Below are 22,804 nucleotides of genomic sequence, written 5' to 3'. Positions count from 1 at the left end.
AAAAACCAGTGTGTACAAGGGGAATCTATAGGAGAGGCGGTTGATGGCTCAGTGAACACTCATTCTGTCATCGAATGTGTGGAAGGTTTCAAGGCATCCAGGCTGGACAACACGAGAAAGATTTTTGTCTATTTGCCACCAGGCTATAAGGAGCATGTGGATCATCGTTATCCGGTGTTATACATGCATGCGGGTCAGAGAGCCTTCGGCTCTTCGACTGCGGGAAATGAAACGTGGCACGTAGATCAGGCAGCAGACCAACTGATCGCTCAAGGCTTGATGGATGGGCTGATCATTGTCGGAATTGCCCATGTTCGTCCAGTTACACACAATGAATTCTATCATTTCATTGCGCCTGCAAGAGAAGCGGTGAGTGTGGGCTGCTCCGGCCTGGATTATGAACACTTTATCATTCATGAATTGAAACCGTTCATTGACGAGCATTACCGCACACTTCCGGACAAGTACAATACGGGACTGCTTGGTTCTTCCGCAGCGGCACTCAGCACCTTTCATATGGGAACACGTCATCCCGAAATTTTTGGCAAATTAATCATGCTCTCTCCCTTCTTCGTGGACGTACAGCTGGACGAAGCGTCGGACAGCAGGCTTCTGGAAGAGGACATGTATCTCATGCCTGAGAGCAGTGCTCCGATTCAAATGTGGATGGATATTGGGGACGCCGAAGGACTGTTTCTCCCTTCCCAGGTAAGGAAAATAGCCCATCAGATGCTTGAACTGGGGTATAAATCTGGCAGGGACATCGCATTTCTGGAACAGCCGGATGCAGGTCATCAGGAAGCGGATTGGGGAGAGCGGGTTCAGTTTCCGCTGATGTACATGTTTGGCCGAATCGGTAATCCGGTCTCTCTTGAGCTTAAAGGAAGGGACGTTATTGGTTTGAAGGGCGGAATGACCAGTCACATCAATGCGCTGCTTCATCATGATAGTGGGTTCACCATGAGTGTGCTTGAAGGGGAATATAGGTCCAGTCAACCCGATGTTCTTGAGGTACGACCCAATGGGGAACTGGTTCCTGTCAAGACGGGTAATGCAGTGGTTACCCTGACGGTGGGAGCGTTGTCGGCATCACGCATGTATATGGTTGTGGAGGAATTATCGGGTCACGTGACAGTCTGCATGAGTGCGGAGGTACCGTATCAGGACATGTATGATGACTCGATCTACGGAGGCATGGGCATGAAGCTTCTGCACACAGGCGGCGGCCGTTATGAGGGATGCTTCGAGGTTCCGCGTGACAGCGGATTTCGGTTCAGGTTCACGCGAGGCTTCCGGCAGTTTGAGACCGATGCAGATGGCAAGGCACTGCCCAATCGGGTGTTTCGTGCGCGTGATAACCTGTCTCTTCATTACAAAATCCAGTCTTGGGGCAGCACAGCTGCCAAGGCCGGGAACAGGAGGTAGCCATGATTAGTCAACCATTTCAACCAACGATGGATATTCCGTATTATTATCCCTGCAATTTTCCTTTGATTCATGAAATCCTTCAGCGTCAGGGCTCATTAAGCAGTCTCGGATTGCTGGCTTCCAGCCGCTTGTATAGTCTGCCTTCCTGTTCGGATCGTGGCCTGATCAAGCCTTATTTTCATAAGCTGGATTATGGGGAGACGATGTGGGAAGTGTTTGGAGAACGGGAATTTGACAGCTTCGAACAAGGTAAGGCATATATGCGGGAGCGCCTTGAACATGAGGACCTTTTGATCGTCACAGGCACAAGTTATTGCTTGCCCTACGGGGAGGATTATCGAAATCCGGAATATATTCACAAGCTCGTTAAACAAGGCTCGCGCCTGCATCTGGTCGATCATTGGCTGGCTGTGTACGGGATGGATGAGGAGCAGTTCTATATCTATGATCCTGTTCCCTCCAAATACATGGGAGCTGTATCTGCTGCTGATTTCCAGGAGTTCTGGAAAGGAAACAAAAATATCTCTGAGCTGGAAATAGCCCGGCGAAAAGAAACATTACGGACCTATGGCACGATGGAGATCCGTGCGGTGGAAACACTCGATTCCGAAGGTTACCGGAACATGATGCGTTCTGCGCTGGCGACCCAAGCCCATGAATTCATCACGGGCAGAACGGTCTGGCAGGGCGATCGAAGCTATTATTTTGGAAAGGCTGTATCTTCACAATTGTTACAAAGATTGCACCCGGATGCCGAGGTGGATCGTGAAAAAGAGAAAGCCATCTCCGCGTTCCTGTTTGACATGCGCTGGAGCCGCTACTTTTTCCGCGATTTGCTGGAAGAGGCCGCCAAATGGCTTGATTCTCCCCATGATCAATATGCTGCGGAATTCGGTGCATTGATAGCTCGCTGGGAACAGGCTCACAAGCTGCTGCAGATCGCCAGAATGAAACGAAGCCCTGAATGGCGGGAGCAGTTAACGGATATTATCGAACAATTGGCGGCGGACGAATTGCGCTGGTACGAAGCGCTGATGACGACACATCAGCATGCTGACCGATTCAGACAGACCTCATCGACTGCAGAGAACCCCGCGCCTTCACAACGGGAAGTTATTGAGCGGATTGTGTTGGATAGCTGCGATGAGATTAATCGGTACCATAACGCGTCCATTCCTCTGGAGCGTGGTTTGCAGGCGCCCCTATATGGAAGTCGGGGGAGACTGGACTCTCTTGAACTTGTCACTTTACTTGCGGTTGTAGAGCAAGGGGTTGAAGATACGTTTGGTGTAGGGATAACTCTTGCGGAAATAGCCGCTGCTTCCATGCCCGAAAGTCCATACCGAACGGTGGAATCGCTGGTTGAATATTTGGAGGCACAATTGAAACATGGCCCGAAGGATGATGAGGGATGAATATCACTTTCCTTCTGGAACGGTTCGCTGTGTATGGCAGCCGCCCTGCGTTGATATGGAAGGACGAGCAATATAGTTATAGCTGGTTATTGGATCAGGTGAAGACCCTTAGTCAGTGGATTTCCAGAGAAGGGCTTGAAGGGGCAATCGTTGTGCTTGAAGAGGATTATTCTCCTTATGCCGCAGCGGCATTAATCGCTCTTCTGGAACGGAATTGTATTGTGGTTCCGCTGGATCGACACTTGGTTGAGGCTAAACGGAATGAATATACAGCGCTCGCTCAGGCAGAATGGTGCATGAGTGTTGCAGAAGGGGAAGCTATAGCCAGACGCTGCTCCGTGCAAGTTAGTCGATCTCCGATATTGGCAAGGCTCGGTCAGGAAAAGAAAGCAGGTCTGGTGATCTTCTCCTCCGGATCGACAGGACGAAGCAAAGCTGCTGTTCACAGCGCGGATCGTCTGCTGAACGGGTTCAGGCGGCAAGTCCGGCCACTTTGTACCATTCCTTTCATGATGTTTGACCATATTGGCGGCTTAAACACGATGCTGCAATCTCTGTCCAGCGGCGGCTGTTTATGTATCATATCGGATCGCTCACCCGTCGAAGTATGCAGAACCATTGAAAAGTATCGCGTTCAGGCGCTGCCGGTCTCACCAACGTTCATGAATCTAATGCTCCTTAGTGAAATCTATCGGGAATTCGACCTATCCAGTCTCGGAGTGGTCTCCTATGGGTCAGAGGTTATGCCAGAGGCGCTGCTTGCAGCATGGAATCGACAGTTCCCGCATGTACGCACGGTGCAGGCTTATGGCATGTCTGAGCTTGGCATTTTGCCGACACGTTCCAAAGACTCGGGTTCATTGCTATTTACGGTGCGTGACGAAGAAGTCCGTTATCGGATTGTAGACGGGCTGCTTGAGATCCAGAGTGAGACGGCCATGATCGGGTATCTGAACGCTCCATCTCCGTTCACGGAAGATGGTTGGCTTCAGACCGGGGATGAAGCGGAGATGGAGGATGGTTACATTCGCATTTTGGGTCGCCGCTCGGAGATCATTAATGTAGGCGGACGTAAGGTTTATCCTGCGGAAGTGGAGAACGTTCTGGAGCAAATGGATTCCATTGAAACGGCTGTCGTCAGCGGGGAGCCGAGTGGAATTACGGGGCAGATGGTTAAGGCCACGGTCAGACTTACAGGTGAACAGTCTCTTACTGAACTGCGCAGACAAATCTGGGACTTTTGCCAAGACAAGCTGCCACCATACAAAATCCCGCAAAAGATCGTCGTTACTTATGAAACCTTAACAAGCCCAAGAATGAAGAAAATAAGAAATCCCGGTCCAAACTTCTCCGTTCGGGATGAGGTTGCGGCAAGCATGGAGGACGATTCGGAAGGGACGTAAGAATGAATGAACGTATAAATGAAGTGACTCATGAATGCCAATGCAGGATGGGAAATAGTGAGTCGTAATTGGAGAGGGGAACCGATGATGCTTTACGCATCTACGGTTCCCCTTTTGTTGAACAGATTCGAAGTGATTCGTACGAGAGATAAGCCTTTACACAATTTAATGTGAGATATCTTTATACGACGTACCCAGAGTCGCATCGGAGGAAGGATTTAGAATGAAGCAAGATGTTATGCTTTCACGTGTGATTTCACATCCAGCTGCAGCAGGGAGAAACCGTACGCTTCCAAGTCCAGCTTCAGCTTGTTCTGCTGAGTTTCCCGAGCTGTGGCTGAGAATACATTACGCCAAGTCCCCTGGTGTAGTGGTAACTCTATACTGCGGGGTTCTTCGCTTGCATTCAGGACGAGCACGAATTGTTCCCCGGTCTCCTGATCCTTGCGTCCAATAGCAATGCATGGATCTCCGGCTTCAGCGTAAATCATCGTGATGTCCGCACCGCGCAATGCAGCGTGTTGTTTACGCAGGGCAATGGCTTGGGTGAAGAAGTCGAGCAGATCCTTGTTCTGCTTCTGTTCGTCCCACTCCATACATTTGCGGCAACCTGGATCATAACCTCCGTCGAGTCCCACCTCGTCACCATAGTAAATACAAGGAGCACCTGGGTACGTCAGCAGCAGCATGACAGCCAGCTTCATTTTGCGTACATCCCCTTCACATAGGGTGAGGAGTCGCGGCGTGTCATGACTGCCGAGCAGGTTGAAAGCTGCCTCGGTTACAGGCTGGGAATAAGCAGCAAGCAGTTTGCCAATCTCGTTGGCGAACCCGAGACCGTCGAGCTTGCCGAGCACGGCATAGTCCATGACGGAATTGGTGAATGGGTAGTTCATAACCGCATCAAACTGGTCTCCTTGCAACCACATGATGGAATCATGCCAGATTTCGCCGAGCAGATAGGCATCCGGATTAAGGGTTTTGACCGTTTGCCGGAATTCACGCCAGAATTGATGGTCTACCTCATTGGCAACATCCAGCCGCCAGCCGTCGATACCCATATCCTGAATCCAGTAGCGGGCCACCTCCAGCAAATATTCTTTGACCTCGGGATGCTCCGTGTTCAGTTTGGGCATAAGGGGTTCGAAGGCAAAGGTTTCGTATGTGGGAATGCCATCCTCAATACGCGCCGGCCACTCTCTGACATGGAACCAGTCCGCATAACGGGAAGCGGCCCCTTTCTCAAGCACATCCACGAATGGAAGAAACTCTCTCCCGGAGTGATTAAACACCGCATCCAGAACAACCCGTATGCCACGTTCATGGCATGCATCCATCAGTTCCTTCAATTTCTCATTGGTGCCAAAGTGGGGATCGACCCTCATATAGTCTGAGGTATTGTATTTATGGTTGGTTGTAGCCTGGAACACCGGGCAGAAATAAATGGCGTTAATGCCAAGCGTACTCAGATGGTCGAGATGGTCCAGAACGCCTTGCAGGTCACCCCCGAAAAAATTGAAAGGCGTCGGTTCACCGCCCCAGGGCTCTGCGTTCTTCGGACTGATCGAAGGATCACCATTGGCAAAACGTTCAGGGAAAATCTGATAGAACACAGCATCCTTAACCCAAGCTGGCGGTTGAAAGATATCTACCGGGTTCATAAATGGAAAATCAAAAAATTCCAGTGGATGATCGGGCAGGGCCTGCTCAAATCCCCGTTCGGTCATCCAGACGGATTCCTCTCCCTTGATGAGCTGGAAGCCGTAGCGCAATCTGCGGTAGGGTGGTTGCGCTTCCACTTCCCAATAATCGAACAGGGCATCACGGGCAAAGATCCGCATAGGAAGGTGGAGGATCGTACGATCCCAGGCATATTTATCCCCGACAATAGCGATAACGGCATCCAGATCGCCGCGTTTGGAACGGAGTCTCAGGTGCATGGTCGAACGGTCGTATACGTAGGACCAATTCATTTTGGGACGATGATAAATAGCTTCAAGTAACATGACATTCACTCCTTGGTTGGGATGGATCATACGGCTATAAACGCAAAAAAGGCACAACCCCAATGTTTACGAGGTTGTACCTTTCGGCAGCATAGCCTTTTGATTATAGTGCTATTATACGAACTAATTTGGAAAAAGAAAACACTTTTTTTTCCTGAAATCTCAATTTGTTTATTTGGGAACAAATGGTGTGTCCCACTACATGTGTGAGGGTAAAATGATTCAAAATCACCACACATTTTGGTGGTCTATTTACTAAAATTCATACCCAAGTTTATTGGCATAGGCAGACAGTTCTTTGTGATATTTCTCGATGCTTTTCTTGCCTGCATCAATTTTGGCGTTACCTTGTTTCAGGACTGCACTGTTTACCGTTGTTTTGGAGACAGCTTTTTTAGCGAGTTGGAATCCTTCCAATTGTGTATAGCTTCCTTTGATCAAAGTGGCATGGATTTTTTGCAGTTCCGCATTTTGCGGCTTGATCAGCTTCAGCTTGGATACATACTTGGTGTAGTTGGGAATGGCTGTATTGGTCAATTTCAGGAAAACGGACTTGCGATTGGAAGACGTAATATATGAGCTGCCAGCCATACCATCGAAGGCTTTCTCCTCATATACCGCTGCGCTATCCAGTTGATCCAGGTAGTTCAGGAAATCCTCTTCCTCGACTGTAAGTTCCGGCTCTTCTTCTGTTGTGTCAACTTCGGAGTAGGCGTCCTCCGAATATGTAGTGGTTGAGTCATCTGCAGCAGCGGCATACGACCCTGCAGTTGTGAATACCCCGCCGAGCAAAACAAAACTCATAATGATTGATAGTACCCATGATTTCTTCACGTTCTAATTTCCCCTATCTATATATGTGATATTATTCCAATGGATAATCTAACATAGCACGACAAGAAATTACAGGAATCGATTGACAGACATGGAATCTATAATTTGTTTTGAATTAACAAAAGGGAAGAATAGGAGTCCAGACAGCAGTGCCATATTTTTAATGAATGATTAATGTAGTTAGATGAATAAAAATAGAATTCGTAAGGTCCCGATTTGAATCAATCGAGAGCGGGATCTTTTTTTAATTAAATCTGCCCAAAATGGACGTACAGAGAGCGGTCAGATGATATAATCGAGTGAAGGTTATGGTCTCACCAGAATAGTTCCGAAAAGGTTTTCGGTGAGAAGTATATTTTTGTTTGTAACCGCAATCATAAAACACACAGAAAGTGAGAGCTGAGATGAATCAGAAAAGGCTTTTTACAGATGGATGGCAGTTTGCGAAAAGTAAGCTGGAGGTTACGGATCCTGCGGGGTTAACGTTTGAACCGGTGGAGCTTCCTCATGATTGGCTGATCTATAATACGCTTGAACTGTATGAGGACAGCATTGGTTGGTACCGCAAGACATTCCCATATACGAAGGAGGAGCAGCAGCTTCTGCTTTGTTTTGACGGGGTGTACATGGATTCTTCCGTATATGTGAACGGGCAGCTTGTGGGGGAATGGAAGTATGGCTATTCGGCTTTTGAGCATGAGATCACGAGTGCATTGGTGGAGGGCGACAACGAAATTATAGTCAAAGTTGTGCATCAGAGCCCCAACAGCAGATGGTATTCCGGGGCCGGAATTTACCGCAATGTATGGCTCAAAACGAGAGATCGTAACCATATCATCACAGACGGTACCTATGTATCCATTCAGCAGCAGCTAGAAGGTTGGCAGGTTGAAGTGGATACGGAGCTGAATCTCGACCAGAACGCACAGCTTGTGCATACGATTTGGTATCAGGGTAAGCAGATCGTATCCAGCAAAGCGGACGTTACGACTACAGCGGGTAAAGACGCTGGACAAGGAGAGATACAATCCAACAGCCAACTGCTGAAAGTGGATCAACCGAACTTATGGAGTCCGGATGAACCGAATCTGTATGAGCTGGTAACGGAGCTGCAAGTGGCTACAGGTGAGCAGGGGTATGAGACGATCGAGTCCGTTAAACAGCGGATTGGCTTTAGGGATATCAAGCTGGATGCAAAAGAAGGCTTTCACCTGAATGGGGTCAAGATGAAGCTGAACGGCGTGTGTGAACACCATGATCTTGGGGCGCTTGGGGCTGCTTTTAACCTGACGGCGCTGCGCAGAAGATTTGGGTTGTTGAAGGAAATGGGCGTCAATGCCATCCGGACCGCTCATAACATGCCTGCCAAAGAGTTCATGGAGCTTGCGGATGAAATGGGCATGCTGATTGTTTCGGAAGCGTTCGACATGTGGGAGAGAGCCAAAACTCCTTACGACTATGCGAGATTTTTCCCGGAATGGGCACATACCGATGTGAAGAGCTGGGTGAAGCGGGATCGTAATCATGCATGTCTGATCATGTGGAGTATCGGGAACGAAATCTATGATACCCATGCGGATGAGCGGGGGCAGGAAGTGACTCGCATGCTGATGGAGTATGTACTGGAATTTGACCCAAAAGGGAATGCAGGCGTGACGATTGGTTCGAACTACATGCCATGGGAAAACGCGCAAAAATGCGCTGATATCGTGAAGCTCGCAGGCTATAACTACGCGGAAAAGTACTACGACAAGCATCACGAGGAACATCCGGACTGGATTATCTATGGTAGTGAAACGTCGTCTGTAGTGCAGAGCCGTGGGATCTATCACTTCCCGTTTGAGCAATCCATTCTGGCGGATGATGACGAGCAGTGCTCGGCTTTGGGTAACAGCACGACAAGCTGGGGCGCGAAGTCGGCAGAATATTGCATTTTGGCAGAACGGGATACTCCGTATTCATTGGGGCAGTTCTTGTGGACCGGATTCGATTATATCGGAGAGCCGACACCATATCATACGAAGAATTCATATTTTGGACAGCTGGATACAGCAACGTTCCCGAAAGATTCCTACTATATCTACCAAGCAGCCTGGACGGATTACAAGAAAAATCCGATGGTTCACCTGTTCCCATACTGGGATTTCAGCCCTGGTCAGCTGATCGATGTACGCGTGTGCAGTAATGCGCCGAAGATTGAATTGCAGCTGAATGGCAAGACGATCGGCACGTATGATATCGACCATGCAAAGGGAACTCAGCTGGCAGGCTGGTGGAAAGTGCCGTATGAAGAGGGTGAGTTGAAAGCCATCGCTTATGATGAAAACGGCAACGTTATTGCAACGGATGTGCAAAGATCCTTTACAGATGCGAAGAAGGTTCGCCTGCAAGCCGATCGGGAGCAGTTGCAAGCGGATGGCACAGATCTGATTTTCGTGGAAATTCAAGTGGAAGATGAAGCAGGCAATCCTGTGCAAAATGCAAACAACCGTGTGCAGGTCCAAGTAACAGGTGCAGGCCGTCTGCTTGGTCTGGATAATGGCGATAGCACGGACTATGATCCATACAAAGGACTGAGCAGAAGATTGTTCAGCGGTAAGCTGATGGCAATCATCGGGGCAACGAACGAATCGGGAACGGTGAAGATTGAGGTGACTTCGGAAGGATTGGAAAGTGCAGCTGCCGAGTTCGAATCGAGAGCTGTTGAAGGCGCAGGAGTTCTTACCTTCGGTGATTCCGGGGCTACTGCAGGTCAGGAACAAACTGTACTCATGAGTAATACGGAACGTCCGGTGTTGACGGGACGCGCGCAGGAGATTCCTTTACGGAAAATCGAGATCATCAGCGAAGATGGGCAGCTATTCGATCCATCGAAACAGCAGATGACGGTGAGCGCCAAGTTGTATCCGGAGAACACATCCTACCGGGATATCGAGTGGGCGGTGGTGAACGATGCAGGTATTGAATCCAACATTGCCAAGGTCGAAGTGATTCATGCGGAAGCGGACGTGGATGGAGAGAGTCAACATGCAGTGAAGGTCATGGCGCTGGGGGATGGTGAATTCCGACTTCGTGCGACGAGCAGTAACGGTACCGATAAAACGAAACTGATTTCCCAACTGGAGTTCAAAGCAACGGGTCTGGGCACGGCTTACAAAGATCCATACGGCTTCATTACTGGCGGACTCTACGATTACACCAAAGGGGATGTCGGCAACGGCAATGAACGCGGGGTAGCGACAAGCCGGGATGGGGAGACACATGTGGGCTTCCGCAATATCGACTTCGGGCCGTACGGCTCTGACACCATTACGATTCCAATCTTTGCGCTGTCCAGTGAGGAGTACTTCATTCAGATCTGGGAAGGCATGCCGGATGAAGAGGGAAGCACACTGCTGGCAGATGTGGTGTACGACAAAGAATCCAGATGGAATGTGTATCAGGAAGAGACGTATCAGCTGTCCAAGCGGCTAAGCGGGATTACGTCGATCTGTTTTGTACTGAAGCAGAAGATTCATATCAAAGGCTTCACGTTTGAGCGCCAAAGCCGCGCATTCGAGCAGAATACGGCGGCATCATGCGATCATCTCTATGGAGATACATTCAAGATCGAGGGCGATCATGTTGAGGGGATCGGGAACAATGTGTCGCTGGAGTTTGAAAACATGGACTTCACCGCAGAAGGCACATCGAAGCTCGTGATCTATGGCCGTTCGCCGATTGATAAAAACACGATTCATATCCGTTTTGCAGGTGAGGACGGACAGAGCAATCAACTGGTCGAGTTCACACAGTCCGAAGGATATGAGGAGCGGGTGTTTGAGCTTGAGCAGGTTAAAGGTATGCAGAAGGTAACCTTTATTTTCTTGCCGGGTAGTCAGTTTGACTTTGGCTGGTTCCGGTTCGAGAAGTAGGAGTCCGGATATAGTAGTTCAGGGATAGAGATGATTTATATCCATCCTCTTCAAGTAAACGGTGTTCATCAAGAACAAGACGTTTACTTGAAGGGGATTTTTTTGTATGTTAAGCGGCTTGTTTAGCTCCCTGAATCTTTCTTATCAGCATCGTCGATGGTCAGCATAGCTTTCTCTGAATCCCAGGACACGTTCAATCCCAAACCACGCAATACCTCAAAAGGCACTGTGGTTGCTCCCGAGTAATTATTTATGGGTTCAGGTAGCTGCATGACTTGCTCCCCAGACGCATCTGCGGAAGTTAAAACATACTTTGTTTCGTTAGGGCGGATTGTGATTGTCCGATTGTCATATATCAACGTATAGTGGTCCAGACTACCTTTCAACTGATGAACCTCAAATTCTGCTCCGAGTGCTGCGGCGATGGCTTTGATTGGCAGTTGCACGGTCTTAGGCGTTTCGACAGCCGCATACATGGACTGGAACAGCTCACCGTTCAGAAATACATCTGTACCCATCTTGGCTTGAACGGGTTTGTAGACCATGCCTCCTGATGATGTTGCAGGTGCCCCCGCTTCCTCGTACTTATCACTTCCCCAGCCCCAGACGGTTCCATCCGAGGATAAGGCAAGACTGTGGTAATATCCTGCTGAAATATCAGTAATGCCGGATAGATGGTTTACTTTTCCTTCTTTGCCAGCAACGGTCCTTCCGTAGCTGTACACCTCACCAGATGTCGTGAGTAATAACCTATATTGTGAATTTCCATCCATCTTCTTCACCTTGAAGTCGTAATCAAAAGCGATCGCTTTCCCTGTATCGTCCAAACCCCAAACTTTCCCTTTCTTATCCAGTGCAAGCAGGGATGTATCTGAACTTGTGATCGAAGATATGTTGGTCAGGCCTTTTATTTTGGTAGGTTTGGACAGGACTTTACCGGGTTCGTCGGGCTCATTCCACGTCCATACGGACCCATCTTTCTTCAGAGCATATCCATGCAGACCTGCGGATCCAACCTGGATGACATCTTTCAGTCCGCTAATCGCATGCGGTTTACGTAAGTGATCAGAATCGCTTCCTTGAGCCGCTGGGTGCTGCCATGACCAGACTGTCCCGTTCTGGAGAAGGGCGACGTTGAAAGTACCAGTCACCACATCCTTCGCAGAGTGGATGCTTTCGACTTTGCTGGGTAGTTTACCAGCACCCCACTCCCAGACGGTTCCATCCGCCTGAACGGCTGCGTTGATCCCACCGCCAGCGGCTGAAATTGCTATTACATGGGATAGTTCCGGTATTCGGATTGGACTAGACGTATGACGATATCGGACCTTTTCGCTTATACCCAGTTCTCCGAACAGATTACGGCCCCAGGTCCATACCGAACCATCACTTCTCAAGGCGACTGTGTAATAATAAGCTCCCTCTACAGCGGTATAATGTAGCTTCTTCTCTGTGTTTGCTGCATTCGATTGAACAGAAGTGTTACTGGCGGAATGCTGTAGGTTAGTAGTTGCATGAGTAGTTGGCACAGCTGTCAGCTCAATCAGCAGGCTTGATGCAACTAATGCGGCAGCCATTGCAATGGCGAATCGTCGTGCTGATTTACTTTTACCCGTGGGTCTATGATTCAAGCGTGAAGTGGAGTGTCGTTTTTCTTTTGCTGTATCATCAAATGGGTTAACCGAACGCATGGTATCGCCTCTTTTTCGGATGAGATGGATGTGAATAATGCATTGCTATATAAACACTTTATGGAGAGTTGAAGTTACATACAAATGATAAAATTTCCTTTATATTGAAGATCCGTACTGAGTGTGTTTAAGTTATTACTAACAGCACATAGGTAACATGTAGGGACCCGTTAGCGTCGTAAACATGAGGTGATTGGATGAAAAGAGTACTGCTCACGTTTTCATTAGCGTTAATGATGTTAACTGCCTGTGAGGCAAATGATCAGACAGTGGATTCTCCAGTGATCTTGAATTCATTTCCGGAAATTACTGAGCCACATAACCCTGAGCAAGCGGAGCAAAGCGGGGATGTCGTTGTGCTTCTCCAAGGCATGCGGAACAAGGATAAGTGGAAAACATTTGTGAAGAATGTGAAGAACAAGCAGCAGGATCAGGTTCGTGTGACGACGTATACCATTGAAGGTGGGGCCATTATCCATGAATTGATTTACGATGGCTCAGCGATTCAAGCGACTTATGATAACTCTAGGGATGCCTATGGCTCCAAACAGGGGATTACGACCAACACCTGCAAAGGGATCGGTACAATGAAGAGTGAGCAAGGACGTGTTTTTTACGTGTTAACTGAGTGCGAGAAGGAAGGGAGTATCTTTTCTATTCCCAAGTTGTAAATAAACGATCAGGACATGTGATGCATCGAATCATGGTCGTAAATAATAGAAAATCCTGCGAAGCTGAAGAGGCTTTGCAGGAATATTTTGCTTCCTTATGAGAGGTATAGCCAAACGTCGGAGTCCCGCACCATGTATCACGTTACTGTTGGTCTGACGCAGCCCAAAAGGAAGAAGGACTGACCGCAGAGGTGTCGGTGTCCATCCATTCGAGGGGCTGCGTTCCGTATTGCTTCTGAAGTCGTCTGACTTCATCGAGCAGCTTGCTTCCAATGGAGGTTTTGTACTGATCATACAAAGGCTCCCAAGCGGTTCGCCATTCCTGCAGCGTGGAGTCATCCAGCTGGATAATCTGCATGGCAGAGGACGTTTGGATACGGCTCCACTGCTTCCGATTCAGTTCGACGGCATTGCGATTGGCCCATTCGGTCGTTTCCTGCATAGCACTTTCAATCTGTTGCTGAAGCGGGTCAGGAAGCCCTTCCCAGAAATCCCGGTTCATCAATACGCCGTAACCCAGATAGCTGTGGTTCGTAATCGTCAGATGATGCTGTACCTCATAGAGGCGCTTGGAGTAGATATTCGAGATTGAATTTTCCTCGCTATCTACGGTCCCTTTCTCCAGATTTTTATAGATCTGATTGAAGGGGAAGGTGTACGTTGCAGCTCCGAGCATGCGATACTGTTCCTCAATGACACGACTGGGCTGAATGCGCATCTTGAGATTGCGCACGTCTGCCGGATGCACGATGGCCGAATTACTGGAGGTGAACTGGCGAAATCCGTTTCCCCAGAAGGCCATAGCGATCATGCCGTTATCCCCGGCTGATTTCCGAAGCTCTTCTCCAATCTTCCCCTGGAAGGCAGCCATGACGGCCTGTTCGTTTGGAAAAGCAAAGGGCAGGTCCATCACCATCCATTGCGGAATAATCTCGGAGATATTGGAGAAGCTTGGGGCAATCATCTGCACGTTGCCGTCCTGCAGCGCCTCCATCTCGTTGCTTTCGTTATATAACATGCCGTTGGGAAAAAGCTCCACGTGAACGCGTTTGCCTGTTTTTTGCTCAACCAGTTGCTTGAATTTCTCCGCAGCCTGTCCCTTGGGTGTATTTTCCGCTACCACATAACTGAATTTAATGACAATATCCTCATGCAACCCCGTTTGTTCATAGTCGTAGACGACGGGCTCGGCGGTTAAGTGGGAATAGAAGCCGATCACCGTCGCTGTAAGCAGCCCGAACATGACAAACAGGCCGATCCCCCAAAATGATTTCATAGTATGCATCCCTCCGGTTGCTCAGCAGGCTGTTTATAGTTTATCATACGCTAAAGGATTTGTTGCAAGCGGTATCAATTCTTATTCTGTTAATCAGGTACTGGAGGTACATCGTGCGCAAAGGACTCCGGATTAAAGGAAAGATTACGATTCTGTCGTTTGGCATTGTGCTGTTTGCCCTCTGCATCGGAGGCATTATTTTGACCGGACATATTGCTGCGTTAAAGGAGGATGAGCTGGGACAGCGTTTGCTGATTACGGCTCGCACCGTTGCGGAGCTTCCAGCTGTGGCGGAAGGTCTGGAAAAGACGGACAAGCGCCCGACGCTTCAGGATCTGGCTGAACGTATTCGAATTGTGAATCATATGGACTACATCGTCATTATGGATATGAATGGAACTCGCTGGACACATCCGGCAGACCGGATGATCGGAACCTCTTCTGGCGGAATGGATGAAAGGGCCGCCTTTGCCGAGCATACGTACCTGTCGAAGGCTCAGGGGGAGGAAGGTATTGCCTTGCGGGCATTTGCGCCAGTCATGAACGCAGAGCGAGAGCAGGTGGGTGTTGTGCTTGCCGGCAATCTGTTGCCGACACTGAGTGCCGTTATTCACGGAATGCGGAGTGAAATTTATGTCATTTCGCTTCTTACACTGCTGTTCGGTATTTGGGGCTCCTGGCTGCTTGCAATCCATATCAAACGGCGAATGTTCGAACTGGAGCCCGAGGAGATTGCGAGGCTGCTTGTTGAACGGACGGCCACCTTTCAGGCGATGCATGAGGGTATTGTGGCGATTGACAGCCAGGAAAAGATTACGATTTTTAACGACAAGGCCAAGGAAATGCTGCGTGTTGCCGGAGATGTCATCGGGCGTCCCGTTCAGGAGGTGCTGCCGGATTCAAGACTGCCAGCCACACTTCGGAGCAACCGTCCGCTTTATAACCATACGGATTTTGTCGGCCCTGCCCATATTGTAAGCACGCGGGTTCCGATCACGGTGAAGGGAAAAGTGGTGGGTGCGGTCTCGATCTTTCAGGACCGGACGGAGGTCACACGCATGGCCGAGGAGCTGACCGGGGTAAAAGAATTTGTGGAGGCGCTGAGGGTGCAGAGCCATGAATATATGAACAAGCTGCACACGGTTGGCGGACTGCTTCAGCTGGGGGATGAGCAGCGAGCTCTAGCTTATCTGTATGAGGTGGTCGAGCAGCAGGAGGGCTTGCTGCGTCTGGTGAATCAGCGCATCCGGGTGGACAGTATCGCTGGCTTGCTGCTCGGCAAGATCAGCCGTGGAAGGGAGCTGGGCATCGAGGTCCGTTTGGACAACCATAGCTGGCTGGAAGAATTGCCGTCTGCGTTGGATCATCATGACATGGTGGTCGTTCTGGGTAATCTGCTGGAAAACGCATTTGATGCGCTGCAATCTAATACAGATGGACATAGAGAAGTTTTTATTAGTATTGAACAAAATGAAGATGTTTGCTCCGTGCTGATTGAGGATAACGGCCTTGGCATGAGCAAGGAGACCCTGACGCACTTGTTCGAGCTGGGCTATACGACAAAGCAGGGCAATCATCGGGGCATCGGCATGCATCTGGTGCACAGTATTGTGGATGAGGCTGGCGGCAAGGTTGATATTGACTCCGCAGAAGGCGAAGGCACGAGTATTATGATTACGTTGCCCATGTGGCGAGATTGGGAGAAGGGGTATGATGAAGAAAAACAATCCAACAACCGTCGTGCTGATTGAAGACGATTCGATGGTGCTTGAAATTCATAGGCAATTTGTGGAGCGGGCAGGGCCATTTCAGGTCATCGGAACAGCCTCCAACGGACGGGAAGGCATGGAATTGATGCGCAGGCTGAAGCCAGACTTAGCGATTCTCGATATGTACATGCCTGTGCAGGACGGCTTGACCACGCTTAGTCAGCTGCGCAGCGAGGAACTGAATATCGACGTGATTGCGATTACGGCCGCTAATGATCTGGAGACGATTCGCAGGGTGCTGCAATTGGGGGCTGTGGATTATATTATGAAGCCTTTTCAATTTGAGCGAGTCAAGCAGGCATTGGAGCAATATGCGGCCAAGAGGGGCAGTCTCACAGGCGAGATCTCCCTATCACAGACCGAGCTGGACCGTTTGCTGTATGGACAGGAGGCAGTGGAATCCGTAGTGAAGTCGGAGGAGCAGGATCTGCCTAAAGGTCTTCAGGCCATGACGCTGCGTCAGATTGTTCTATATATGGAGGAGCAGACGGGTTCCCGCTCGGCGGAGGAGGTTGCAGAAGGCACAGGTCTTGCCAGAGTAACGGCACGCCGATATTTGGAGTATCTTCAGAAGCAAGGCCTGCTCTTGCTGGATGTGCAGTATGGCGGTGTAGGCAGGCCAATCAATCGTTATCAGTTCAAGGGCAATCCCCGGTAGGTGGGAAAGGCAACGCTCAACGAAGCATGAGGAAGGGGAAAGGTTAGGAGCAACAAGACACACAATATAATATATAGCGGAAATTACCTTCTCGGATATCAAGAATCGCCATGTGTGGCGGTTCTTTTTTTTTGTGATGCGAGCGAGACCAAAATAAACAAAAAGAACAAAAAGGTCAAATTATTCCCAACTCTTTATGTAAGCGATATCATTTTGTCAATGATATAGATCACAAAAGGAGATGGGCATGAGATGAGTATTCCGGCAGGTACCAACACAAGCATTATTCTACGCCTGGAGCTGGATCGGGGTATGGCCTCCTTCGGGGGAATTGCTACCGCAATCAGCGAAGCAGGCGGAGATATTATAGCTATTGATGTCGTTCGGAACGACAAGCTGACCACAACGCGTGATCTGACGGTAAATGTGACGGATAGCAAGCATAGAGAGCTGATCGTGGAATTGCTCGGCAAGCAGGAGGGGGTCAGGGTCGTTCATGTCTCGGATCAGACGATGCTGATGCATCTAGGCGGCAAAATTGAGATGAATCCGAAATATCCGATCAAAAACCGGAACGATCTGTCCCGTGTCTATACGCCTGGCGTTGCCCAGGTATGTACGGCGATTGCAGAGAAACCATCGCTGGCTCACCAGCTTACCATTAAGCGCAATACTGTAGCTGTTGTATCTGACGGTTCAGCTGTGCTGGGGCTAGGCAATATTGGGCCTGAGGCAGCTATGCCCGTGATGGAAGGCAAAGCGATGCTGTTCAAACAAATGGCGAATGTGGACGCGTTCCCGATCTGCCTGGATACGCAGGATACCGAGGATATTATCAAAATTGTCAAAGCGCTCGCCCCAACGTTCGGCGGGATTAATCTGGAGGATATTTCGGCTCCTCGCTGCTTCGAGATTGAAGAGCGGCTGATCGAGGAGCTTGATATTCCTGTCTTTCATGACGATCAGCATGGAACCGCGGTCGTACTGCTGGCGGGCCTTCTGAACGCATTGAAGCTGACGGGCAAGCAACTGGAAGCCTGCAAAATTGTTGTCTGTGGTCTGGGCGCTGCCGGAACCGCCTGCGCCAAAATGCTCGCCGCAGCCGGGGCCACGAACATCATTGGTGTCGACCGCGAGGGCGCGATCCAGCGCGGGGCACGTTATGAGAATCGGGGCTGGCAATGGTTTGCCGAGCACACCAATCCGTTCGGAGAAGCTGGAAGGCTGGCTGACGTAATTGTCGGGGCAGATGTATTCATCGGTGTCTCCGGGCCGGGCGTACTAAAGGTGAATGACCTGAAACGCATGGCCCCGGACCCGATTGTGTTTGCCATGGCGAACCCCACACCGGAGATTTCACCTGAGGAAGCCGAGCCTTATGTGCGGGTTATGGCAACGGGTCGATCGGATTATCCGAACCAGATTAATAACGTACTGTGCTTTCCAGGCATGTTCCGGGGATTGCTCGATTGCCGGGCTGCCCGTGTTACCGATGAGATGAAAGTAGCGGCAGCCAAAGCGATTGCTTCGGTTGTGAAGGACGAAGAGCTGAACGAAACCTATATTATCCCGAGTGTGTTCAATCAGGCGGTTGCTGAGCGGGTGAGCGAAGCAGTCATTGCCGCGGCACATGAATCGGGCGTAGCTCGCAGAAAGCATGACAAGGCCGTACCTGTGCTGAACTGACAGCGTGAACAAGGAGGTTGTAACGATGAAAAAGAAGAAGCTGTGGAAAAATCTGTCCATTCAGGTGCTGACGGCGATTGTGCTGGGGATTATATTCGGCATCGTGCTCCCGCAATATGCCAGCCAGATGAAGATCATCAGTGATATTTTTATCAAAATGATCAAAATGGTCATTGCTCCAATCGTATTCATGACCATTGTTATTGGCTTTGCCAATATGGGCGATATGAAAAAAATCGGGCGGATTGGCGGCAAAGCGCTGCTGTATTTTGAAATTGTCACCACACTGGCCATGGCCATCGGTGTCACGGTTATGTATTTGGTTCGTCCCGGCGAGGGCATGAGCACACAGGGAGTGAAGTCGGATGCAGTGGCCAAGTTTCAGGAGCAGGCCGCGGAATCCAGTCACGGCTTCCTCGATTTCCTCGTCGGCATCGTGCCGGACAATGCCATTGGTGCTTTTACCGGGGGGGATATGCTGCCTGTCCTGTTCTTCTCCGTACTGTTCGGTCTTGCTATGGCGGGAATCGGAGAGAAAGCGAAGCCGGTGACCCATTTTCTTGAAAGCGCTAACGAAATCTTCTTCCGCATTGTTGCGATGATTATGAAGGTGTCTCCGTTCGCTGCGTTTGGGGCGATGGCTTACACGATTGGCAATTTCGGTGTAGGCTCCCTGTTCTCCATCGGTAAAATGATGGGCTCGGTCTACTTGACCATGTTCCTGTTCATCGTTATTGTTCTTGGCCTCATTGCGCGAATGAGCGGATTCAGCCTGTTCAAGCTGCTGCGCTTTATCCGGGAAGAACTGCTGCTCGTGCTGGGGACTTCATCTTCCGAGTCGGCCTTGCCGCGTGTTATGAACAAACTGGAGAAGTTCGGGTGCTCCAAGCCGGTCGTCGGTCTGGTCGTACCCACCGGGTATTCCTTCAACCTCGATGGCACATCGATCTACTTGTCCATGGCGGCTATGTTCATTGCCCAGGCGTATGGGGTTGAGCTGACGATCACTCAGGTGCTGGTGCTGCTCGGTGTGCTGATGCTGACCTCCAAAGGCGCTGCAGGTGTTACCGGTTCCGGGTTCGTCACGCTGGCTGCAACGCTCGCGGCCATTCCGAACAACGTCATTCCGGTTGAAGGCATGGCTCTGCTGCTCGGCGTAGACCGCTTTATGTCCGAGGCCCGCGCCATTACCAATATCGTCGGCAACAGCGTAGCTACAGTCGTCATCGCGAAAAGCGAGAATGAATTCACCTCGCTGGAGGAGCAGGAACTGAAGCCGCGATCAGTGCCCTCGCTTAAAGGGGAAAGTAATACGGATGTGGCAATCTGATGAAGAAGTAGAGTTTACAATTAGGTATAGCAATGACAAAGCAGGACGTCGTATTTATTACGAGGTCCTGTTTTTTGGGGTTAGATGAGGTTGAGACGGTCGGAAGTAATGGAAAAAAATGATTTTTGCTATATTTGTTTTTTATGCTATTTACATAGAATTAAATAGTAGGTGGTGTGTGAAGCTGAGAAATGAAATGATTAAAGGTTACATTGATGGCATTGTACTGTCTGTTCTTAGCAAGCAGGACGCATACGGCTATGAAATTTCCAAAACGGTGCATGACGAGACCAGCGGACAGTTTGATTTGAAAGAGGGCAAGTTATGCCCTTTTTTATCGTGACACTTGTGGGTGACTAATAGCGAATCAATACGGCGTACATAACCGATATATCGAGCTTATGCTTATTGTTTTAATTACCGTGAGTGCATTTAAGCGCCTGTATTGTGTTTACACGCAAACATGTGGATCGCCTCTGCTTGTTATTTGTGCCGCTGTTATTCACTTTAGGATATCTGCAAGCTTACTTTCATGTGATGTATCATTATTGGGGTGAGGATTTACGTTCACTCTGTTTGAGAAGTTATTTTTTAGTGGCGTGCATCATTCGTCTGACGGGGTTGAGTTCACGTTATTCAGCGCTTTGTTCATGGTTGCGCAGGCGCTCGTCATTTTCGTTATAAGTAAAAATCGTTATATCTCCCTACTTCCGTTTGTCTTTTCCGCTTTGTATGCATTGGTTCATATGCCGATGTTCAGTCTTTATTATGCATTTTTTACGTCTGACCGGTTCAGTTCCTCGGTAACTCAGGGATACGGTGTATTCATGGAAGGCAATGTGCAGCGTTTGATGGAGATAGGGATGATTTGCTTATAGGTGCATTAATGTATGTGTTATTCAAGGTGTGGGGGAAGTTGATGGCAAAAAGGAAGTTAATTTCCACTTCATAGACGAGTATGCGGGGAATTGAACATGCACTGATGCACAAATCAGGTATCTAAAAGGATGTTGCACATCTATCAGATTACCTATGATCAAATGAATCCTCCGGTTGATTCCAATCACTCTGCTAACTTATTTCAACATAGGGATATATCCTCCGTTCAGGTTGATGGTAAAGATGGGATGCAGCGAATTGAGGTATGGACTATGGCAGAGGCTCTTGCCTCATTTTTATTGGGCTTCCATCATAGTCATTAGCACACTCTCCGAATGTGCTAATGACATATATATAGGGCATACACACTGTGTGCATCGGCCTAAGGGAGTGACTATTTTGAAGTATCTGAAAAAGAGGATAGCTACGCCTAAACGATTAAGATCCAGACGTTCAATATCGAAATGCAGAAACAAGTCCCCGGGAAAACGCAGGAAGTGCCATATTATCCGTAAACCCTGTCGGAGAAAGCGTCGCTCCCTCCGACCGAAGCGTCCAATTAGACAACTGAAAGTAGTCTGTGGCAAAAAAATCATTGCTTTGCCGAGGGGGATTGGCGTCAACCCGGTATTTCCGGAGCCTGGGTCCCGGCTCGCTCCGATGAGACAACATGAACCGGAGACGGTCGGACCGCCCGGAATGCAAGGTCTAGTGGGGGAGCAAGGTGCCCAAGGCCTCGTCGGTCCGCGCGGCGAACCAGGCCAGCCCGGTCTACCTGGAGCGCAAGGCCCCGCTGGCTCTCACGGCGAGCAAGGCGGACCCGGTGTGTCCGGAGCGCAGGGCCCCATCGGCCCTCAGGGAGAGCGAGGCGACCCGGGCGTGCCCGGAGCGCAAGGTCCTGCTGGCCCTCAGGGCGAGCAAGGTGAACCGGGTGTGCCCGGAGCGCAAGGCCCCGCTGGTCCTCAGGGCGAGCAAGGTCCGCCGGGCAGCATACCCGGAATTGAGATCATTCCTACGGTAAACCGTTACTTCTATTTTCCAGACACCGATCTTAATTTATCGGACTCGGTTACGATCCCCGTGGGGGAATTCGTGAATGACGATGGTCGGAGTGTATCCGAATTTGCAGGAATAGGACTTACCAGTATTTACAATCTTTATATCAACGGGATCGTACAGCCAGGTAACTCATATGACGTAAGTAAGGTTATGCTGTTTTTCCCTTCACAAGGTGGTGTGCTCTTTGCAGAAACGCCGATCATTCTGGAGATCATTCAACTAACGGCGCATGTAATAAATGGTTAAAATTGGTCAAACCTCCTCATGACTATGCCTTCACTACTTATGAATCTACCACATATACTATGTCAGGTAGGAGGTGAGAAACATGCCACTTGTGACACCATTTCAGAACAGTTTAAGATTTGCTGCAACCATTGGCGATGGAACGGGTACTGGAGCAACGTTTGCGATTGCTGCGACTGCTTTTACAAGCGACGCGGGTACAGCTGCAACGGCATTTCCAGGCACGTTCAATTATTACAATCTTTATATTAACGGCATTATGCAGACAGCAGATACTTCCACCGTTACAACCACTACAATTACGATTCCCGGTGGAGACGCACTGAATGCTGGAATTCCAGTTGTCGTACAATTCGTCGTGTCTTAATGCTTGCCTGAATCATGCTGCATCATTACCTTGTTCGACTTCTATCGCAGATAGAAGTCGTTCTTTTTTTGTACAAGGCAAAAGTCGACTCTAAGGGAAGTATGCACTAATGCGCAAAATAGCTGCCTAAGGGATGTTGCCTAATTACCGGATAACCTTTGAGAAAATGAAT

Annotated in this window: 16 protein-coding genes; 12 read left to right on the top strand and 4 right to left on the bottom strand. The window is 49.4% G+C overall.

The features are described from left to right. Positions 1–51: 51 nt before the first annotated feature. From Q0V21_RS22960 to Q0V21_RS22950, 3 genes are read left to right on the top strand one after another with little or no spacing between them, the layout of a single operon-like run. Positions 52–1,425, top strand: coding sequence for an alpha/beta hydrolase (locus Q0V21_RS22960; protein ID WP_301880771.1), 1,374 nt, complete (start codon positions 52–54; stop codon positions 1,423–1,425). Between the two features lie 2 nt (positions 1,426–1,427). Continuing rightward, the gene (locus Q0V21_RS22955) at positions 1,428–2,843 is read left to right on the top strand and encodes a cysteine peptidase family C39 domain-containing protein (protein ID WP_301880770.1); all 1,416 of its coding nucleotides are present in this window, start codon (positions 1,428–1,430) and stop codon (positions 2,841–2,843) included. Next, a complete protein-coding gene (locus tag Q0V21_RS22950) occupies positions 2,840–4,246 on the top strand; it encodes an ANL family adenylate-forming protein (RefSeq protein WP_301880769.1) in 1,407 nt (468 codons plus the stop codon). Before Q0V21_RS22955 ends, Q0V21_RS22950 begins: the two co-directional genes overlap by 4 nt. Before the next feature lie 236 nt (positions 4,247–4,482). Here Q0V21_RS22950 and Q0V21_RS22945 read toward each other — a convergent pair whose 3' ends face one another. Together Q0V21_RS22945 and Q0V21_RS22940 are read right to left on the bottom strand one after the other, a co-directional pair. Further along, positions 4,483–6,252, bottom strand: coding sequence for an alpha-glycosidase (locus tag Q0V21_RS22945; protein ID WP_301880768.1), 1,770 nt, complete (start codon positions 6,250–6,252; stop codon positions 4,483–4,485). Positions 6,253–6,507: 255 nt separating this feature from the next. After that, positions 6,508–7,086, bottom strand: coding sequence for a hypothetical protein (locus Q0V21_RS22940; RefSeq protein WP_301880767.1), 579 nt, complete (start codon positions 7,084–7,086; stop codon positions 6,508–6,510). Between the two features lie 404 nt (positions 7,087–7,490). On the opposite strand from Q0V21_RS22940, the gene Q0V21_RS22935 reads away from it, so the two are divergent. Then, the gene (locus Q0V21_RS22935) at positions 7,491–11,000 is read left to right on the top strand and encodes a glycoside hydrolase family 2 TIM barrel-domain containing protein (RefSeq protein WP_301880766.1); all 3,510 of its coding nucleotides are present in this window, start codon (positions 7,491–7,493) and stop codon (positions 10,998–11,000) included. 122 nt (positions 11,001–11,122) lie between these two features. Here Q0V21_RS22935 and Q0V21_RS22930 read toward each other — a convergent pair whose 3' ends face one another. After that, a complete protein-coding gene (locus tag Q0V21_RS22930; RefSeq protein WP_301880765.1) occupies positions 11,123–12,691 on the bottom strand; it encodes a stalk domain-containing protein in 1,569 nt (522 codons plus the stop codon). A 197-nt stretch (positions 12,692–12,888) separates the two neighbouring features. Between Q0V21_RS22930 and Q0V21_RS22925 the strand changes: the two genes are divergently transcribed. Continuing rightward, the gene (locus tag Q0V21_RS22925) at positions 12,889–13,362 is read left to right on the top strand and encodes a DUF4362 domain-containing protein (protein WP_301880764.1); all 474 of its coding nucleotides are present in this window, start codon (positions 12,889–12,891) and stop codon (positions 13,360–13,362) included. Between the two features lie 142 nt (positions 13,363–13,504). On the opposite strand, the gene Q0V21_RS22920 is transcribed toward Q0V21_RS22925, so the two are convergent. Beyond that, complete coding sequence (locus Q0V21_RS22920; protein WP_301880763.1) at positions 13,505–14,638, bottom strand: DctP family TRAP transporter solute-binding subunit; 1,134 nt, start codon at positions 14,636–14,638, stop codon at positions 13,505–13,507. Between the two features lie 113 nt (positions 14,639–14,751). Between Q0V21_RS22920 and Q0V21_RS22915 the strand changes: the two genes are divergently transcribed. The 7 genes from Q0V21_RS22915 to Q0V21_RS22885 all read left to right on the top strand — a co-directional run bounded on the left by Q0V21_RS22915 (position 14,752) and on the right by Q0V21_RS22885 (position 22,632). After that, the gene (locus Q0V21_RS22915) at positions 14,752–16,389 is read left to right on the top strand and encodes an ATP-binding protein (RefSeq protein WP_301880762.1); all 1,638 of its coding nucleotides are present in this window, start codon (positions 14,752–14,754) and stop codon (positions 16,387–16,389) included. Then, on the top strand, positions 16,349–17,065 hold the full coding sequence (locus tag Q0V21_RS22910; protein ID WP_079349963.1) for a response regulator: 717 nt from the start codon (positions 16,349–16,351) through the stop codon (positions 17,063–17,065). Before Q0V21_RS22915 ends, Q0V21_RS22910 begins: the two co-directional genes overlap by 41 nt. Before the next feature lie 252 nt (positions 17,066–17,317). Continuing rightward, positions 17,318–18,751, top strand: coding sequence for an NAD-dependent malic enzyme (locus Q0V21_RS22905; protein WP_079349962.1), 1,434 nt, complete (start codon positions 17,318–17,320; stop codon positions 18,749–18,751). A gap of 25 nt (positions 18,752–18,776) precedes the next feature. Further along, positions 18,777–20,081 (top strand): C4-dicarboxylate transporter DctA, encoded by a 1,305-nt coding sequence (gene dctA, locus Q0V21_RS22900; RefSeq protein ID WP_301880761.1) that lies wholly within the window; start codon positions 18,777–18,779, stop codon positions 20,079–20,081. Positions 20,082–20,259: 178 nt separating this feature from the next. Beyond that, positions 20,260–20,424 (top strand): PadR family transcriptional regulator, encoded by a 165-nt coding sequence (locus Q0V21_RS22895; RefSeq protein ID WP_301880760.1) that lies wholly within the window; start codon positions 20,260–20,262, stop codon positions 20,422–20,424. Between the two features lie 1,196 nt (positions 20,425–21,620). Then, complete coding sequence (locus tag Q0V21_RS22890) at positions 21,621–22,265, top strand: DUF4183 domain-containing protein (protein ID WP_301880759.1); 645 nt, start codon at positions 21,621–21,623, stop codon at positions 22,263–22,265. A gap of 82 nt (positions 22,266–22,347) precedes the next feature. Next, a complete protein-coding gene (locus Q0V21_RS22885) occupies positions 22,348–22,632 on the top strand; it encodes a DUF4183 domain-containing protein (RefSeq protein ID WP_301249277.1) in 285 nt (94 codons plus the stop codon). The last annotated feature ends 172 nt before the right edge of the window (positions 22,633–22,804 follow it).

Source organism: Paenibacillus sp. 11B, from assembly GCF_030487755.1.
Classification (GTDB): domain Bacteria; phylum Bacillota; class Bacilli; order Paenibacillales; family Paenibacillaceae; genus Paenibacillus; species Paenibacillus vandeheii.
The sequence above is the reverse complement of the archived record's forward strand: the minus strand, read 5'-3'. Positions and strand labels throughout refer to the sequence as shown.

Bases quoted from the DNA above. Each gene is read 5' to 3' on its own strand.
- Q0V21_RS22955 (WP_301880770.1), top strand. From the start codon at position 1,428: ATGATTAGTCAACCATTTCAACCAACGATGGATATTCCGTATTATTAT.
- Q0V21_RS22950 (WP_301880769.1), top strand. From the start codon at position 2,840: ATGAATATCACTTTCCTTCTGGAACGGTTCGCTGTGTATGGCAGCCGC.
- Q0V21_RS22945 (WP_301880768.1), bottom strand. From the start codon at position 6,252: ATGTTACTTGAAGCTATTTATCATCGTCCCAAAATGAATTGGTCCTAC.
- Q0V21_RS22935 (WP_301880766.1), top strand. From the start codon at position 7,491: ATGAATCAGAAAAGGCTTTTTACAGATGGATGGCAGTTTGCGAAAAGT.
- Q0V21_RS22930 (WP_301880765.1), bottom strand. From the start codon at position 12,691: ATGCGTTCGGTTAACCCATTTGATGATACAGCAAAAGAAAAACGACAC.
- Q0V21_RS22925 (WP_301880764.1), top strand. From the start codon at position 12,889: ATGAAAAGAGTACTGCTCACGTTTTCATTAGCGTTAATGATGTTAACT.
- Q0V21_RS22920 (WP_301880763.1), bottom strand. From the start codon at position 14,638: ATGAAATCATTTTGGGGGATCGGCCTGTTTGTCATGTTCGGGCTGCTT.
- Q0V21_RS22910 (WP_079349963.1), top strand. From the start codon at position 16,349: ATGATGAAGAAAAACAATCCAACAACCGTCGTGCTGATTGAAGACGAT.
- Q0V21_RS22905 (WP_079349962.1), top strand. From the start codon at position 17,318: ATGAGTATTCCGGCAGGTACCAACACAAGCATTATTCTACGCCTGGAG.
- dctA (WP_301880761.1), top strand. From the start codon at position 18,777: ATGAAAAAGAAGAAGCTGTGGAAAAATCTGTCCATTCAGGTGCTGACG.
- Q0V21_RS22890 (WP_301880759.1), top strand. From the start codon at position 21,621: ATGAGACAACATGAACCGGAGACGGTCGGACCGCCCGGAATGCAAGGT.
- Q0V21_RS22885 (WP_301249277.1), top strand. From the start codon at position 22,348: ATGCCACTTGTGACACCATTTCAGAACAGTTTAAGATTTGCTGCAACC.